General features: G+C 67.0%; 15 protein-coding genes. 8 read left to right on the top strand and 7 right to left on the bottom strand.

Annotated elements, in window-relative coordinates; genetic code table 11:
* Positions 1–61: 61 nt before the first annotated feature.
* From KPL76_RS04200 to KPL76_RS04190, 3 genes are read left to right on the top strand one after another with little or no spacing between them, the layout of a single operon-like run.
* Positions 62–658, top strand: coding sequence for an RNA polymerase sigma factor (locus tag KPL76_RS04200; RefSeq protein WP_216336048.1), 597 nt, complete (start codon positions 62–64; stop codon positions 656–658).
* On the top strand, positions 655–1,257 hold the full coding sequence (locus KPL76_RS04195) for a hypothetical protein (RefSeq protein WP_216335259.1): 603 nt from the start codon (positions 655–657) through the stop codon (positions 1,255–1,257). The genes KPL76_RS04200 and KPL76_RS04195 overlap by 4 nt, the downstream gene beginning before the upstream one ends.
* 3 nt (positions 1,258–1,260) lie before the next feature.
* The gene (locus KPL76_RS04190) at positions 1,261–1,599 is read left to right on the top strand and encodes a hypothetical protein (RefSeq protein WP_216335258.1); all 339 of its coding nucleotides are present in this window, start codon (positions 1,261–1,263) and stop codon (positions 1,597–1,599) included.
* A gap of 104 nt (positions 1,600–1,703) precedes the next feature.
* Here the strand turns inward: KPL76_RS04190 and KPL76_RS04185 are convergent, their stop codons facing one another.
* A complete protein-coding gene (locus KPL76_RS04185) occupies positions 1,704–3,410 on the bottom strand; it encodes a hypothetical protein (protein ID WP_216335257.1) in 1,707 nt (568 codons plus the stop codon).
* Positions 3,411–3,752: 342 nt separating this feature from the next.
* Between KPL76_RS04185 and KPL76_RS04180 the strand changes: the two genes are divergently transcribed.
* Positions 3,753–4,595 (top strand): alpha/beta fold hydrolase, encoded by an 843-nt coding sequence (locus tag KPL76_RS04180; RefSeq protein ID WP_216335256.1) that lies wholly within the window; start codon positions 3,753–3,755, stop codon positions 4,593–4,595.
* A gap of 183 nt (positions 4,596–4,778) precedes the next feature.
* Here KPL76_RS04180 and KPL76_RS04175 read toward each other — a convergent pair whose 3' ends face one another.
* Positions 4,779–5,060, bottom strand: coding sequence for a hypothetical protein (locus KPL76_RS04175; RefSeq protein WP_216335255.1), 282 nt, complete (start codon positions 5,058–5,060; stop codon positions 4,779–4,781).
* A gap of 52 nt (positions 5,061–5,112) precedes the next feature.
* Here KPL76_RS04175 and KPL76_RS04170 point away from each other — a divergent pair, with 52 nt between their 5' ends.
* The gene (locus KPL76_RS04170) at positions 5,113–5,562 is read left to right on the top strand and encodes a MarR family winged helix-turn-helix transcriptional regulator (RefSeq protein ID WP_216335254.1); all 450 of its coding nucleotides are present in this window, start codon (positions 5,113–5,115) and stop codon (positions 5,560–5,562) included.
* 126 nt (positions 5,563–5,688) lie between these two features.
* Here KPL76_RS04170 and KPL76_RS04165 read toward each other — a convergent pair whose 3' ends face one another.
* Complete coding sequence (locus KPL76_RS04165; RefSeq protein ID WP_253202163.1) at positions 5,689–6,111, bottom strand: TraR/DksA C4-type zinc finger protein; 423 nt, start codon at positions 6,109–6,111, stop codon at positions 5,689–5,691.
* Between the two features lie 97 nt (positions 6,112–6,208).
* Entirely contained in the window at positions 6,209–6,979 is a 771-nt protein-coding gene (locus KPL76_RS04160) for an HAD-IIB family hydrolase (protein WP_216335253.1), read from the bottom strand.
* Between the two features lie 483 nt (positions 6,980–7,462).
* Here KPL76_RS04160 and KPL76_RS04155 point away from each other — a divergent pair, with 483 nt between their 5' ends.
* Positions 7,463–8,818 carry a transaminase gene (locus tag KPL76_RS04155; RefSeq protein ID WP_253202162.1) on the top strand — a complete coding sequence of 452 codons (1,356 nt, stop codon included), beginning with the start codon at positions 7,463–7,465 and terminating at the stop codon, positions 8,816–8,818.
* A 146-nt stretch (positions 8,819–8,964) separates the two neighbouring features.
* Entirely contained in the window at positions 8,965–9,945 is a 981-nt protein-coding gene (locus tag KPL76_RS04150; protein WP_216335251.1) for a DNA-3-methyladenine glycosylase, read from the top strand.
* A gap of 74 nt (positions 9,946–10,019) precedes the next feature.
* Here the strand turns inward: KPL76_RS04150 and KPL76_RS04145 are convergent, their stop codons facing one another.
* Positions 10,020–10,868, bottom strand: a complete 849-nt coding sequence (locus KPL76_RS04145) for a metalloregulator ArsR/SmtB family transcription factor (protein ID WP_216335250.1) — start codon at positions 10,866–10,868, stop codon at positions 10,020–10,022.
* Positions 10,869–10,984: 116 nt separating this feature from the next.
* Between KPL76_RS04145 and KPL76_RS04140 the strand changes: the two genes are divergently transcribed.
* Positions 10,985–14,614 (top strand): bifunctional proline dehydrogenase/L-glutamate gamma-semialdehyde dehydrogenase, encoded by a 3,630-nt coding sequence (locus tag KPL76_RS04140; RefSeq protein ID WP_216335249.1) that lies wholly within the window; start codon positions 10,985–10,987, stop codon positions 14,612–14,614.
* Between the two features lie 38 nt (positions 14,615–14,652).
* Here the strand turns inward: KPL76_RS04140 and KPL76_RS04135 are convergent, their stop codons facing one another.
* Positions 14,653–15,054 carry a GntR family transcriptional regulator gene (locus KPL76_RS04135; protein WP_253202161.1) on the bottom strand — a complete coding sequence of 134 codons (402 nt, stop codon included), beginning with the start codon at positions 15,052–15,054 and terminating at the stop codon, positions 14,653–14,655.
* 54 nt (positions 15,055–15,108) lie between these two features.
* The gene (locus KPL76_RS04130) at positions 15,109–15,537 is read right to left on the bottom strand and encodes an Lrp/AsnC family transcriptional regulator (protein ID WP_216335248.1); all 429 of its coding nucleotides are present in this window, start codon (positions 15,535–15,537) and stop codon (positions 15,109–15,111) included.
* Between the last annotated feature and the right edge of the window lie 63 nt (positions 15,538–15,600).

The following is a 15,600-nucleotide window of genomic DNA, read 5'->3' as shown; positions in this document are numbered from 1 at the left end:
GCTGAGAGAAAAAGTTCTGTTCTGAATCGGGGTGCGCATCGTGGGAGACCCTCGACCTTCGATGCAGGCTGAGCAGCCGCAGCCGCAGCCGCAGCCGCAGCCGCACGGCTCGTTGCCACTCGGCGACGCCGACGACCGCACGATCGTCGGCCGTGCAGCCGATGGCGATGTGCGCGCGTTCGAGGTGCTGGTTCGGCGCTACGGCCCGCTCATGCGCGCATATGCCAGGCGAGTGCTCGGAAACAACGACGAGACCGACGATGTCGTGCAGGAGTCCTTCATTACAGCGTGGCAGCAGCTGCCGAATCTCAACGACGGCAGCGTCGTGAAGAGCTGGCTGATGCGCATTGTCAGCCGCAAGAGCATCGACCGCATCCGCGCCCGAAAGCTGCACGTGGATATCGACGATCACGACCAGCCGGCCCCCGCTGCCGAAGCCCCCGCAGTGATCGCCGAATCGCGTTCCCGTCATGTGGCGCTCAGCCAGGCCCTCTCCCGCCTGTCGCCGGAGCAGAGGCAGTGCTGGGTGCTGAAAGAACTCGCGGGATACAGTTACGACGACATAGCCAGCGAGCTCGATGTTCCGGTCTCGACGGTTCGAGGGCTGTTGGCCCGGGCGCGAAGAAACGTCATCCGTGAGATGGAGGAGTGGCGATGAGCGATATTCTCAAGGGCTTCGAGCCCGACGACCTCGACGGCCACACCATCGACGAGCTCAGTGACTACCTCGACTCCGGGCGCCTGCCGGTCATCGCTTCGATCGAGAATTCGCCCGGTTGCCAGATCGCTCTCTCGGCGATCGAACGGCTGCGCGCTGTGTCGGGGTCGTTGCTCGACACCGATGCCCTGAACGAACCGTCACGCGACGAGAGCTGGATCTCGGGCATCCTGAACCGCATCGGACTCGAAGCTCGAGCGGGCCGCGAGATCCCCATTCAACATCCCTCGCCCGCGGCAAAACTGAGCCTCAGCGAAGGTGCCGTGCGTGGCCTCATCCGCGCGGCAGGCGATTCTGTTGCCGGGGTGCTCATCGGGCGGTGCCAGCTTGTAGGCGACGTCACCATGCCCGGCGAACCGATCACCGTTCTGCTCGACGTGAGCGTGTTCTGGGGTGAGTCGATGCAGGGTGCGGCCGCGCGAGTTCGCAGCGCGATCTACGCTGAACTGCTTCGGCACACTGAACTGACCATCGCCTCGATCGATGTGAACATCCACGACGTGCACTTCATCAAGAGCGCACCAGACGAGAGCGAGTGACCTATGAATGATCGCACTGCACTCTCCTCAGAACTCAGCGCCGTGGTGCGCGCTGTGCCCGGGGTCGAATCGCTCTATTCGAGCGCGCCGGGCCCGGCCGAGCTGGTCTCCCGGGTTGTCGAGCTCGTGACGCAGCGCGAGGTCGAGTCAGCCGAGGTGGGCGTGTCGGGCAAGCCTGAGAGCACGGCCGACCTGGTCATCACGGTCACGATCGGCGTCGAGGAGGCCGCGTCGGCGACCGAGGTGTGCCGCGACGTCTACGACTCGATCTGCTCGTATTTCACCCTGAAGGGTGAGGCCGCACCAGCGTCGATCGCGGTGACCGTCGGTCGAATCGGCTGAGTCCTGGCTTCTGCTCCCTGGCTTCTGCTCCCCGCCGCGGGTGTTTTGCGACGCTCCTTCTGCGACGTGTGCTCCTCACTGCCGGGTTCGAGGCTGAAACGAGCTCAGCGGGTGCGCTCGCCGGAACCCGGCTCGGCGTCAGCCGGAATCACCGCGGTGACGTTCGGCCCGATCTCGACGGTGTCGGCGTCGCTGAACTCAATGCCGGTGCCTGCTGCGGGCAAAGTTCCGGTGACCGGTGATTGGGCTGAAGTGCTCTCCGCTCCGCTCGCCGTTCTGACAGGAACCAGCACTCTCTCGTCGTCAATCAGGTCTGCCCCATCGCCCGCAGGTCCGGTGACGGCTGGCTCCGCCGCGCGCAGGGCCTCATAGGCCTCGACCTCTGCCGGAGGTCGCTGCAGCAATTCGAGAACGATCAGCACCACCACGATCCACGCTGCGGTTCCGATGATCAGGCCCGGCGACAGCGGCCGGGTGAGAAGGATGATCGCAGCACCGATCACGGCCAGTGCGCTGCGCGTGATGTAGCGGTACCGGTACAGCAACACCCCGACCCTTCCGGTGGTCACACCGCGCTTTGCGACGGCGCCCCGAGCTTTCGAGGCACCCGATTCCGCCAGGCTCCGTGCCGCTCGCGAGACCCGGAACGGCCCGGTGGCGAAGCCGATGATCGCCACGGTGATCGCCAGGACGGCGATGGCGATGGCACTGTTCTGGGCGAGAGCCAGAATGTGCTCGTAGAGGGTCCCTGCTACATTGCTCGGCACGTACTGCGGCGAGACCGAACCGACGAAGATCAACTCACCAATTGGTACGCCGGCGATGATCAACCCCATCGCCAGTGCGAGGGCGATGGCAGCCCAGATCATCGCGATGCTGCGTCGCCGCGCCACGAGAACCCCCGCAACGAGAAACAGCAGCGCAATCCACGGGAGCCAGGCGCCTGCCGCAACCGCGGCCCGGTAGCCGAGCTGTGCCTTGACGACCGAATCCGACTGGGCAATGACAATGGTCTTGTTGATGGTGGGGATGTTCTGGGCGAAGGTGATCCCCTGGTTCACCAGGACCGTCTTGACCTGGTCGATGATGGGGCCGAGCTGGATGCCCACCTCACCCGTGCCGCTGATCGTGAGTGCGGCGTTCGGATCACCGTTCATCGCGTCGATGAGCTGCTGGTGGCTGGTGGTGAGCGCCTGGCGCCAGATCGCCGCGAAGGCATCGGATCTCACGAAGGTGCCCACAGCATTGGTCATCAGGGTGCGGATCCCGTTGGCTGCGACGCCCTTCAACGCCCCGAGTGCCTGAGTGGCCACCGGCGGCAGGCCGAGATTCGAGATGGAATCGAAGACGTCGGAGGTCAGCTTGTCGATGTGGATCTGATTGTCGATCGCAAGGACGACCTGGGCGGTGATGTAGTCCTGTACGCCCGGGTCGTCGGCGAGGGGAGCAAAGGTGTCGACGAACGCGTTCGTGTCGCTGAGCTGAAGTTTCGCCCAGTTCGCGACGACCGCGACGGGGGAGAGCAGGGCGCCGAGCACGATCAGGGCAGTCGCGAGCACGGTCCATCCCCTGCCACGGGGTTTGCGCACTTTCGGTGCGACAGCGGCTGAGGCGGCGGCGGCAGAGGCGGCGGCTGAAGCGGCCAAAGCTGCTGCGGCCGCCGCAGCCGCAGCAGTCTCGGCGGCGCGTCTCGCGGTCGCCTCGGCCTCGGCCTGTGCAGCCGCCGCGTCGCGCTCGTCGCGCAGCGCGTTCTTCTCGTCTTCGAGCTGCTCGACGAGTTTCTCGAGCTGCGAATTCGTCAGTCGTGCCATGGCGACTCTCCTCCGATCATCCGGAGCGTGTCGCAACAAGCGAGTACCCCTCACGAGCAGAGTAGCGGTGCGGATGACTCGGGCGCAGCACTCTGCCCGCCAGATCACCCGAGTAGGTCGATAGGTGGGTGCCCGGGGTCGGGTCGGCGGGGCGCGTGACAGCACCGCGCGGTCATCCGGAGCGGTGGTGATGGCGACATGAACGTTCGCCTCATTTGCCGTGGATCCCTTGCGAACTGGGCCAGTGTCGCGTTGGCTTGATACGGGAAGTGGGCGCGGCGAATTGCTCGCCCTGCCTCCCCGGGCGGGCACGTCGTTCGCCAGCCTTCGAAAGGACACATCATGGGATTCATCACGGTTGGCCAGGAGAATTCGACCAACATCGACCTCTACTACGAAGACCATGGCTCGGGGCAGGCCGTCGTGCTCATTCACGGGTACCCGCTCGATGGGCGTTCGTGGGAGAAGCAGACGGCTGTGCTGCTTGATGCCGGGTTCCGGGTCATCACGTACGACCGCCGCGGATTCGGCAAGTCGAGCCAGCCGACGGTCGGGTACGACTACGCAACGTTCGCGGCCGACCTCGACACGGTGCTCACCACACTCGAGCTGAGTGACGCGATTCTGGTCGGGTTCTCCATGGGCACCGGCGAGGTGGGGCGGTATGTGGGCACGTACGGAGCCTCACGGGTTGCGAAGGTCGCCTTCCTCGCGCCGCTCGAGCCGTTCCTGCTGCAGACCGACGACAACCCCACGGGTGTGCCCCAGTCGGTCTTCGACGGCATCGAATCGTCGGCGAAGTCCGATCGGTTCGCCTGGTTCACCGGCTTCTACCAGGACTTCTACAATCTCGACGAGAACCTCGGTTCGCGGATCAGCCAGCAGACGGTCGACGCCTCGTGGAACACCGCGACGACCAGCGCACCCAGCGCCGCCTATGCCGTCGTACCGACCTGGATCGAGGATTTCCGGCCGGATGTGGCAGCTGTTCGGGCAGCGGGAGTGCCAGCGCTCATCCTGCAGGGAACAGGGGATCGGATCCTGCCGATCGACTCGACCGGCCGGGTCTTTCACGAGGTGTTCCCCGAGGCGAGCTACGTCGAGATACCGGGAGCGCCGCATGGACTGCTCGCGACGCACGCGGCCGAGGTCAACGAGCACCTGCTCGCGTTCGTGAAGGCGTAACTGCGGGCTCGCGCGCACGGCCCTGGCCCTCGCGTGCTGCGGGGTCAGCGTCGTGAGCCACGTGTGCCGTGGTGAGTGGGGTGTACCGACCTCACCACGGCACACCCGTCTCACCCTCGGGTGGGAGCGACGCACCCGGCCGCCCCGCGCCCCACGTCTCGCCGCGTCTGGTGTCGTCTGTCTTCAGGGCTGCGGGCAGTGCAGCTGGGTGCGCTCGCCGCTGCGGTCGACGTCGTGAGCGGCCATCGGGGCGCCGCAGAGCGGGCAGGCGCTGGCCTGGGCCGCGCGGGCTCGTTCCGCGGGCGTTGCTTTATCGAACGGCCCGAGTGGAGGCGGCCCGAGGTACGGGAAGAGGCGTTCGTTCAACCAGTTGCCGAGGCCACCGGCCTCCTTCACGCTCAGCTTGCGGGGCTTTGCCCGCCCCGACGGTGATGGCGCCGGATCGTCGGTCGGCTTCGTACTCATTCTGTTAGTGTACTAACTAAATGTGGAGATGGGCGCGGTGGGAGGAATCGACATGAGCAATGAGCCGGCTGAGCCGAACATCCTGAGCCTGGAGAACCAGGTCTGCTTCGCGTTGGCGATTGCGGCACGCACCGTCATCGGTGTCTACCGCCCCATCCTCGAGCCGATGGGGTTGACGCACCCGCAGTACCTCGTGATGCTGGCGCTCTGGCAGAGCGACCCTCGGTCGGTGAAAGACCTGGCCAAGACGCTGCGGCTTGAACCGGCGACCCTCTCGCCATTGCTCAAGCGACTCGAAGCGGCGGGCTACGTCAGTCGTGAACGAAGCGTCACCGACGAACGGATGCTCGACGTCACGCTCACGGAGGCTGGCCGTGGGCTCCGCACTGAGGCGCTCACGATCCCGCCCCGAATCGCCGGCGCGCTGAACATGTCGGTGCCCGAGCTGGAGCAGCTGCGGTCGATGCTGCACGGGGTCATCGCGTCGGCGTCTGCCGAATGACGGCTGCGTCGGCCACCCGCTGAGGTGAGGGGCGCTGGGTGCGGCGAAACATCCTCAAAAGTGGCGGTTCGGGGACGTTCCTGCGCACCCAGGGTTCGGTGCGCCAGTGGCCGCCCGCAGCAATCTCTAGGCGTGGGCTCGGTCGGCGACCTCGCGGGCGCAGGCAATGCAGAGTTCTGCGGCGGGCACGGCCTCCAGTCGGGCGAATCCGATCTGCTGGCCGCAGCGCACGCAGGTGCCATAGGTGCCGTCGGACATCCGAGCCAGCGCACGATCGATCGCTTCGGAACGCGAGACGAGTTCGGAATCCAGACCGGCGATGCGCGACCACTCCTGCGACAGCGTCGCGCCTTCGGGGTCGTGCTCGTCGTCGGCATCCCCGCCACTGCGGGCCTCGCGCACCGTGGCGAGGGACTGCGCCGAACGCTCGAGTTCAGCTGTGACAGTGTCGCGCTGGTGCCGAAGCTGCCGTTCCAGCTGCGCTCGCTCGGCCCCGTTCATCCTGCCCTGTGCGAGGTTCTCTGAGCCGTCTGCGTCGTTATGAGGCACGTGTACCGGCCTCACCACGGCGCTGCAGTCTCACGGCGCAGCGGGCTGTGCCGGGTGAGGTGGTCCCCGCAGCAGTGGACTCGATGCGAGACACGCCCTAGGCGCGCGGCGCGAACTGCGGGATGAGCTCTTCGAGGTACGCGGCGGTGTCTGGCCAGCCCTCGACCGCGACACACTCGACGCCCAGCGCCTTGACCGGGTAGTCGTTGCCGTTCTCGTCGAGGCGGTCGCCCACGAAGATCATGTCGTCGAGAGGGATGCCCGTGAGTTCGGCCAGCTTCTTCATGCCGTAGGCCTTGTCGATGCCCTGGCGCGTGATATCGACCGACGTCGACCCGCCTGAACGCACCTCCAGGTCGGGGAGTTCGGCCTGCGCGGCCTCGCGGAGGGTGTTCTTCTTCTCACCGGTCGCATCCCACGCGGTCTTCTCCGACACAGGTGCAGCCTGCCCGAGTGCGGAGAAGGTGATCTGCGAGCCACGGTCTTCGAGGATGGGCCCCCAGGTCTTCGCCTCCCAGTAGCCGAGCGAACGAGCGACACGCTCGACGACCTCGAGTGCGCGGGCCTTCTCGTCTTCGGTCAGGTTCTCGGCGTAGATCTGGTTCCAGCCGCCGTTCTGGTGCAGGTAGTACTGGGTGCCGCAGGTGGGCATCATGTGCAGGTGCGAGAGCGCATCGTCGCTGGCGCCCTGCAGATTCTCGATGACCTGCGAGGTGAACTGGGCGATCTGGCCGCCAGAGATGATGCACACCTCTGTCACGTCGAGCAGGCGCACCAAGAGTTCGGCCATCGCGGGGTCGAGCGGGGACTTCGAGGGGGCGAGCGTGTCGTCGAGGTCGAACGCTACAAGCCGGGGGAGTGTCGTCACGGAGGGGTTTCCTTCGGTTCAGGGAGTCTGCGGTCAGGTACTGCGAGTTCTCGTGCCGTGCGCAGGGGGAGGGAGTCGGGCCTGTCTGACGGCACGCACGCGGGGCGGCGCCGAATTCAGCCTGAGCACCCACGCAACGCCTCTAGAGTATTCGACGAATGCCTCGAGCGCGATTTTGGGCTCCTGACGCTCAGTCGCCCACCTCCTCAGGCACGCGTTCGAAGTCGACCCGCCGCCGACCGCAGCCGTCTTTGCCCCGAGCGCAGGGCTCAACACGCTCACCCCGTGAAACGGGGATTCTCCAGCGCGGTGGGGACGACGCCGTCGTGCTCGGCGGCGGTGCCCGGCATGCCGCTGACGTTGCCGTTTCGCCGAGCCGGGCACGGCCGTCGTGCGCAGTACGAGCCGGCTCGACCGCGCAGAAGGTTGACAGGAGGGGCGCCGGAGATGCCAGACTTCTGGCATCTCGACGAAAGGCGAACAGTGATCGACAGGACCCGCTTGGCAGCCCTCTACGCCCGGGAGCAGGAATTGTTCGTGAGTGCGCACCCGCGATCGGCCCAGGCCTACGCCGATGCGAACCACCTCTTCGGCCAGGTACCGATGACCTGGATGAACAAGAAGGCCGGTGCCTACCCGATCTACCTCGACCGAGCCCTGGGCAACCGCGTGTGGGATCTTGACGGTTTCGAGTACATCGACTTCGCGCTCGGAGACACCGGCGCGATGGCCGGCCACTCTCCCGCTGCAACGGTCGCGGCGGTTCAGCAGCGGGCATCCGATCTGGGTGGCATCACGACGATGCTGCCAACCGAAGACGCAGAGTGGGTGGGTGCCGAACTGACCCGCCGCTTCGGCCTCGACCGCTGGAGCTTCGCTCTGACGGCGACGGATGCGAATCGCTGGGCGATTCGACTCGTGCGAGCCCTCACCGGCAGGCCGAAGATCCTCTTCAACAGCTACTGCTACCACGGCAGTGTCGACGAATCCCTGATCGTTGTCGGCCCCGACGGCGAAGGAATGTCGCGCCCCGGCAACGTGGGTGAGCCGGTCGACGTCACCGTCACCTCGCGCGTCGCCGAGTTCAACGATCTCGAGGGCCTCGAACGCCAGCTCGCCTACGGCGATGTGGCTGCAGTGCTCATGGAGCCGGCGCTCACCAACATCGGGATCGTCCTGCCGGAGCCCGGGTATCTCGAGGGGGTGCGTGAACTGACGCGCAAATACGGCACACTGCTGATCAACGACGAGACCCACACCTTCTCTGCGGGGCCCGGGGGCGCGACCCGCCTCTGGAACCTCGAGCCTGACATCCTCGTGATCGGCAAATCGATCGGCGGAGGTATTCCGATCGGGGCATATGGCCTGAGCGCCGAGTTCGCAGCCTCGGCCCTGGCCCGCGATGACCTCGACCTGATCGACATGGGCGGGGTCGGCGGCACGCTCGCTGGTAACCCGCTCTCGATGGCGGCGGCGAAGGCAACTCTCGAGAACGTGCTCACCGACGCGGCGTTCGAACACATGATCGCCACCGCGACCCTGTTCACCGAAGGGGTGCAGGCCGCCATCGACCGCTTCGGCCTGCCGTGGTCGGTGAGCCAGCTCGGCGCTCGAACCGAGTACCGCTTCTCGAACCCCGCCCCCCGCGACGGCACGGAGTCGAACGAGGCCGCCGACGGCGAACTCGAGGACTTCCTGCACCTGTACCTGTTGAACCGCGGAATTCTCCTCACGCCGTTCCACAACATGGCGCTCATGTCGCCGGTGACGTCGGCTGACGATGTGGCCGCTCACCACGTGGTGTTCGAAGAGGCGCTCGGCGAACTGCTCGGCTCCTAAGCGCGCGCGAGGAAGGGCCCCGGTCGGCTCGCGCGCATTCGAGGCTGTTCGCCGGTGGGCGGGTCGAGCATCCAGTGCTCGATCATGCGGCCATCGGGCGTGCCGGTTCGACGGGTGTCGGGTGCGCGAACTAGTCTTCGTTCACGATGGATGCCCTGCTCGAGGCCACGCGGCCACTGACCGCACGCTACGCTCCTTCGCGCCCCGTGAATCTCAGGCAGACGGTTGGCCCCCTTCTGCGCGGCATCGGCGACCCCACCATGCGAGTCACTGCGAACGGGTTCTGGCGCGTCATGCGCACGCCGCTGGGCCCCGCGACCCTGCATGTCGAAGCGCGGCAGAGCAGCGTCGTCGCCACGGCCTGGGGTGTGGGTGCCTCCTGGGCTCTGGATGCCCTGCCAGCCCTGCTCGGCGCGGCCGACGACTGGTCGGGCCTCGACCTGACGGGGGTGCCGCCGCTGGTGGAGGTGCGCCGTCAGCACCAGGGGATGTGGCTGACGAAGACCTCGCTCGTGTTCGAGTCGCTCGTGCCGACCATCCTGGAGCAGAAGGTCACGACCGTCGAGGCTCGACGAGCCTGGCGTTACCTGCTCGCGCGGTTCGGTGACGTGCCGCCCGGCCCCGCGCCTGAGGGAATGCGAGTGCAGCCGAGCGCCAGGGGCTGGGCGCTGGTGCCGTCGTGGGAATGGCATCGGGCCGGTGTCGGCCCCGACCGTTCGCGAGCGATTGTCACCGCGTCGGCCGTAGCCGATGCGCTCGACCGCCTCGCTGACACCACAGATTTTGCTGCACGCGTCGACTCCACGCCCGCCGCAGCGCCCGCCGACGCGCTCTCCACGGTTCTCGAGAAGCTGCAGTCGGTGCGCGGGGTGGGCCCGTGGACGGCTGCCGAGACGTGCCAACGTTCGCACGGGCATCCGGATGCCGTCAGCGTCGGGGACTTTCACCTCGCCGCTCACGTGGGCTGGGTGCTGATCGGCAAACCGGTCGATGACGACGGCATGCTCGAACTTCTGGAGCCGTGGCGGGGCCACCGTCAGCGTATCGTGCGACTTCTGCTCTCGAGCGGTGTCGCGAAGCCGCGGTTCGGGCCGCGCGCGACCATTGCCGACCACCGCTGGCACTGATTCCCGCCGCTGAACCACGGCGCCGGGCGTGGGCCACCGACTCACGGCATCGAGGCACCACGCGGCGGCTGGTGTCAGTTGTCGCCGCCGCGAGTGCCGAATGCCGTCGTCGTGGAGCCGGTCTCGAGCAGGGTCTTGAGTGCGGAGACCACCATCGGCCAGCCGCCGCTGATGCTCCCGAGCATGCTGCTCCCCTCCTCGAACCCTTCGTGGACCAGGGTCAGCTTCACCTGGTCGCCGGCCTCCTCCAACTCGAATGAGACCTGCGAGCGAGGTTCGCCTCGAAGAGCCTCGGCATACTCGGGGCTGAAGCCGACGAGCTGGGCAAAATCTTCAGGGATGGACTGCCATGAGTAGGCAAGACGTGTGAAGGGATCGAACTCAAGGACGACCTGACCGGCATCCTGGATCGTCACTTCGCCGTAGTGCCAGGTCATTTCTGACCCGACCTTCCAGTCGGTTGTGAAGGAGGCGCCCCAGTACGTGCTGGTGAACGCTGGATCGATCAGCGCGTTCCACAGCTTCTCGGGCGTGGTGTGGATGTACGTCGTGTAGACGAAAGTCGGCTTGCTCATGTCGGGGTTCTCCAATGCGGTTTTGAGGTCGGCGAGTGCGTTGACGCGCCGTCGGTCGTACGGTTTGATCCAGCGGTCGGCGATCGCGGCGATCGGGGCAGCGTTGAGGTAGTGCAGCTTCTCCCTGCCGTGGCGCACGGCCCTGACGAGATTCGCCTCCTCGAGGATGGCGAGGTGCTTGCTCACCGACTGGCGTGTCATGGCCAGCCCGCTGCAGAGTTCATTCAGTGTCTGGCCGTCCCTGTTATTGAGAGTGTCGAGCAACCGCCGTCGCGTCGCGTCGGCCAGGGCACGAAAGGTGTCACCGATCTCGGGGTCGACCGGTTCGCTTGCCGTGTTCTCGTTCACACGCCCATAATAGGCAACCATTTGGCTGCATGTCAACCGAGGAACGATTACGGGAGAATGCGGCCCGGTCGGCACGTGCACGGCGAAATCGAAAAGCAGCGGGATATTCTCAGAGCATGGTCGATCCGGCACAGGAATCCGAAGTGGCTGCGTCCGGCCCTGGCGCGGCGCCCGACGATCTCACTGGGCTGCGCGAGGCGGCGACAGCCCTGGTGCGCAGGTGGCTCTCTGAGAGTGCAGACACACCGGTCGACGAGTCTGCCGCGCGCCTGGCCGGAGTGCTGAAAGACCCGAATGGGCTCGCCTTCACGGTGGGGTTCGTCGACGGGGTGGCGCGCCCCGACGACCCGGTGGTCGCAGGTAAGAATCTCGCCGACCTGGCCGGGCTGACGCCGCAGTTCCTGCCTCCACACCTGCGCAACGCGATCAAGCTGGGCGGAGCCCTGGGTGAAGCGCTGCCCTGGGTTGTCGTGCCCACGTCTAAGGGGGTGCTCCGGCGCATGGTCGGTCACCTCATCGCCGACGCCAGCCCCGCGAAGCTCGGTAAAGCCATCGCGGCACTGACAGCTGAGGGCGTTCGCCTGAACATCAACCTGCTGGGCGAGGCCGTGCTGGGCGACCGGGAGGCCCAGAACCGGCTCAGCGGCACCCTCGACCTGCTGGCGCGCGATGACGTCGACTACATTTCGGTGAAGGTGTCGGCGATCGCTGCAGAACTCTCGCTGTGGGCCTTCGACGAAACCGTCGAGCGTGTCGCCAACAGTCTTGTGCCGCTGTACGCGCTCGCACTGCAGGGTGCGAAGCCGGCGAAGTTCATCAACCTCGATATGGAGGAATACGCCGACCTCGACCTCACGATCGCCGTCTTCCAGAACGTCCTCGGGCGCCCCGAATTCACGCAGCTCGAAGCCGGGATCGTGCTGCAGGCGTACCTGCCCGACGCACTCCAAGCGATGCGCCGCCTCCAGGCGTGGGCGGCGGCGCGCGTCGCAGACGGAGGGGCGCCGATCAAGGTGCGGCTCGTGAAGGGAGCGAACCTGGCGATGGAGCGGGTCGATTCGATCACCCATGGCTGGCCGCTGGCCACCTGGGGCAGCAAAGAAGAGACCGATACCAACTACAAGCGGGTGCTCGACTGGGCGCTCACGCCCGAACGCGTCGAGTTCGTGAAGGTCGGTGTCGCCGGTCACAACCTCTTCGACATCGCCTTCGCGTGGCTCCTCGCCGAACGCCGCGGCGTCACAAAGTCGATCGACTTCGAGATGCTGCTCGGTATGGCTGCCGCGCAGGCCGACGCGGTGCGTCGCCACGTGGGCGGGCTGCTGCTCTACACGCCGGTTGTGCACCCTCGCGAATTCACCGTCGCCATCAACTACCTCGTGCGAAGGCTCGAAGAGAACGCGAGCGACGAGAACTTCATGTCGGCGGTGTTCGACATCGGCACCGATGCCGTGGCCTTCGAGCGCGAGAGGGCCCGGTTCGCCGCGTCGCTGGCGGTGCTCGAGGCGGCCGAGACCACCGCTGTGCCACTGCCGCGCCGAACCCAGAACCGCGCCGACCCCGAGGCCCTCGAGGCGCTCCCGCGGGGAGTCTTCGTGAACACGCCCGACACCGACCCTTCGCTGCCGGCGAACCGCGATTGGGCGAGGGCCATTCTGAAGCGCGTCGAATCGTCGACGCTCGGAGAACAGACGCTCGAGGGCGTGCACTACGCCGACCCCGAGCTCCTCGACGGTCTGCTCGAGCGCGTCGCAGCGGCCGGGCGTGCGTGGGGCGCGCAGCCTGCCGAAGTCCGAGCCGCCGCCCTCCGGAGGGCTGGCCTCGCGCTCGAGGCGAACCGCGACCTGCTGCTCGAGGTCATGGCGAGTGAGACGGGCAAGACCATCGCCGAGGGTGACCCCGAGGTCAGCGAGGCCGTCGACTTCGCCCACTACTACAGCGTGCAGGCCACCGAGCTCGAGCGCGTCGACGGCGCGACATTCGTGCCACCCGCGCTCGTCATCGTTGCGCCGCCGTGGAACTTTCCGGTGTCGATCCCGGCGGGCGGCGTTCTCGCCGCGCTCGCGGCCGGGGCCGGCGTGGTCTTCAAGCCCGCACCCCAGGCCAGGCGATGTGCGGCGGTCATCGCCGAGTCGCTCTGGCAGGCGGGCATCCCGACTGACCTGCTCGCCCTGATCGACATCGACGAGGCGGAGCTCGGCAGTGAGCTCATCACGCACCCGCTCGTCGACCGGGTCATTCTCACCGGCTCGTTCGAGACGGCGGCCCTGTTCCGCTCGTGGCGGCATGACCTGCCCCTGCTGGCTGAGACGAGCGGAAAGAACGCAATCATCGTCACGCCGAGCGCCGATCTCGACCTGGCGGCGGCCGACGTCGTGAAGAGCGCGTTCGGGCACGCGGGCCAGAAGTGCTCTGCCGCAAGCCTGGTCATTCTCGTGGGGTCTGTCGGGCGTTCGGCCCGGTTCCGCAAGCAGCTGGTCGACGCGGTGACCTCTCTCCGGGTGGGGTATCCGGCCGACGCGACGACGCAGCTGGGCCCGGTGATCGAACCGGCGTCAGGCAAGCTCCTGGATGCCCTGGCCACCCTCGGCCCGGGCGAATCGTGGCTCGTCGAACCACGCGCCCTGGACGAGACGGGCCGACTCTGGACTCCAGGGGTGCGCACCGGCGTCGCTGCGGGCTCGGCCTTCCATCTCACCGAGTACTTCGGCCCAGTGCTCGGCATCATGCACGCGCCGACCCTTGCCGCGGCGGTTGAGCTGCAGAATGCTAGCGAATTCGGTCTGACCGCGGGCATCCACTCGCTCGACGCAGACGAGATCGAGTACTGGCTCGCGGGCGTTCAGGCGGGCAACCTGTACGTGAACCGCGGGATCACGGGCGCCATCGTTCAGCGCCAGCCGTTCGGTGGATGGAAGCGTTCGTCGGTGGGTGCGGGTGCCAAGGCGGGTGGGCCGAACTACCTGCTGCAGCTGGGCCGCTGGGTGGATGAACCCGGCGAGGCAGGCGACGACATCAGCCTGGCTGGGCTCGAACCGAAGGTCGCAGAACTGCTCGAAGCGTCGACCGCCGGGCTCGACTACAAGGAGTTCGAGGTGGTGCGACGGGCGGCCGTGGGTGACGAGGAGGCGTGGGCCGGGTTCTTCGCTCCCAGCGACGCCTCGGCCCTCGGGGTGGAGCGCAACGTGCTGCGCTACCGGCCGGTGCCAGTGGTGGTGCGGTTGTCTGAGGGCCAGCCGTTCGTCGAGTTGGTGCGCGTACTTGCTGCGGCAACCCGTGCAGGCGCACCAGTGACGATCAGCACGGCCCTCAAGCTCCCACGGCCGCTGCGGGCCCTGCTCAAGGAGCGCGCGGTGCGAGTCTTTGTCGAAGACGATGCCGGCTGGCTGGCACGCGCCGCTGAGTCGGAGGCTGCTTCACGAGCACCTGCAGGAGCCGCCGATTCTCGGGTCGCCGACAACTCTGGCGCGCCCGGTTTGGGCATGCTCGTGGCCGGCCCTGTCGCTTCAGGCTCGCCGGCTGGCCACTACTTCGGTGCTTCGTTCACCGTCGACCGCATCCGGATGATCGGGGGAGACCCCCGCGCACTCGCCGCAGCCCTCGGCGGCACGCCCGACGTGGCGGTGTACGCGGGTGACGTCACCCGCGCGCCGCGCATCGAGCTGCTGCCGTTCCTCCGTGAGCAGTCGGTGAGCATGACGAACCACCGCTTCGGCAACCCCAGCTCGCTCCTGCCGGTTGGATAGCCCGGCGGGAGTGTGTCGAAGCCCGCGATGCTGAGCAGCTACGGCGCCGAAAGTGTGGCGGTGACGATGGCCAGAGCCTCGGCCTCGCTGAGGCCGAGCTCGCGGGCGCGGGCGGCGTAGACCGCCGCCGCGAGCTGGGCCTGGCGGGTGGGGCCGGTGCCCTGCGGGGCGACAGAAGTCCCGTTGCGGCCCTGGGTGACGACGAATTCGTCGCGTTCGAGCTCGCGGTACACCTTCGCCACGGTGTTCGCGGCCAGCGACAGCTCCTCGGCGAGACGTCGCACCGCTGGCAGGCGGGTGCCGGCGACGAGGTCTCCGTGCTGGACAGCGGCGATGATCTGCACGCGCAACTGCTCAGAGACGGGGTCGGTGAGCCGGGCATCCACCTCGAACGTCACGCCGGCGATGGATGCCCGGCGAACCCCTGTCGCATCACCCACCCTGTTCACCCTCTGCGTCGCAGCACTCACGCTCCGGCACTCTCCCGCAGCCCACTACCGCTTGATGAGGTTCGACAGCACGATGGCGCTGCGTGTGTGATCGACGTTGGGCGCGATTCGCACCCTTTCGAGTGCGAGTTCGAGGCTCGGGATGTCTCGCGAACGCATGTGCACGATGGCGTCGGCGCTGCCGGTGACCGTGCCCGCGTCGACGACCTCCGGTACGCCGGAGAGAATCCGCTTGAGTTCAGCGGGGGCGACGGTGCCGCGGCAGAAGAGTTCGACGTAGGCCTCGGTGACCTTGCCGTCGAGGGAGTTGTCGAGCAGAACCGTGAAGCCGCGGATGATGCCGTCGGCGATGAGGCGGTCGATGCGGCGTTTGACGGCCGATGCCGAGAGGCCGATCACCTGGCCGATGTCGCCGTAACCGGTGCGTGCGTTGAGTTTGAGCAGGTCGATGATACGAAAGTCCAAATTGTCCACTGGTCGAGCATATGCCGGATTCTTGCGAAAAGTGGCATTTCGCGCAGTTTTCATGCGCACAAT

Source organism: Subtercola sp. PAMC28395, assembly GCF_018889995.1.
GTDB lineage: Bacteria > Actinomycetota > Actinomycetes > Actinomycetales > Microbacteriaceae > Subtercola.
This window is presented reverse-complemented; position numbering and strand designations above follow the sequence as displayed.

Excerpts from the sequence above, each read along its gene's own strand:
- KPL76_RS04200 (WP_216336048.1), top strand. The coding sequence starts at position 62 with ATGCAGGCTGAGCAGCCGCAGCCGCAGCCGCAGCCGCAGCCGCACGGC.
- KPL76_RS04195 (WP_216335259.1), top strand. The coding sequence starts at position 655 with ATGAGCGATATTCTCAAGGGCTTCGAGCCCGACGACCTCGACGGCCAC.
- KPL76_RS04190 (WP_216335258.1), top strand. The coding sequence starts at position 1,261 with ATGAATGATCGCACTGCACTCTCCTCAGAACTCAGCGCCGTGGTGCGC.
- KPL76_RS04185 (WP_216335257.1), bottom strand. The coding sequence starts at position 3,410 with ATGGCACGACTGACGAATTCGCAGCTCGAGAAACTCGTCGAGCAGCTC.
- KPL76_RS04180 (WP_216335256.1), top strand. The coding sequence starts at position 3,753 with ATGGGATTCATCACGGTTGGCCAGGAGAATTCGACCAACATCGACCTC.
- KPL76_RS04175 (WP_216335255.1), bottom strand. The coding sequence starts at position 5,060 with ATGAGTACGAAGCCGACCGACGATCCGGCGCCATCACCGTCGGGGCGG.
- KPL76_RS04170 (WP_216335254.1), top strand. The coding sequence starts at position 5,113 with ATGAGCAATGAGCCGGCTGAGCCGAACATCCTGAGCCTGGAGAACCAG.
- KPL76_RS04150 (WP_216335251.1), top strand. The coding sequence starts at position 8,965 with ATGGATGCCCTGCTCGAGGCCACGCGGCCACTGACCGCACGCTACGCT.
- KPL76_RS04140 (WP_216335249.1), top strand. The coding sequence starts at position 10,985 with ATGGTCGATCCGGCACAGGAATCCGAAGTGGCTGCGTCCGGCCCTGGC.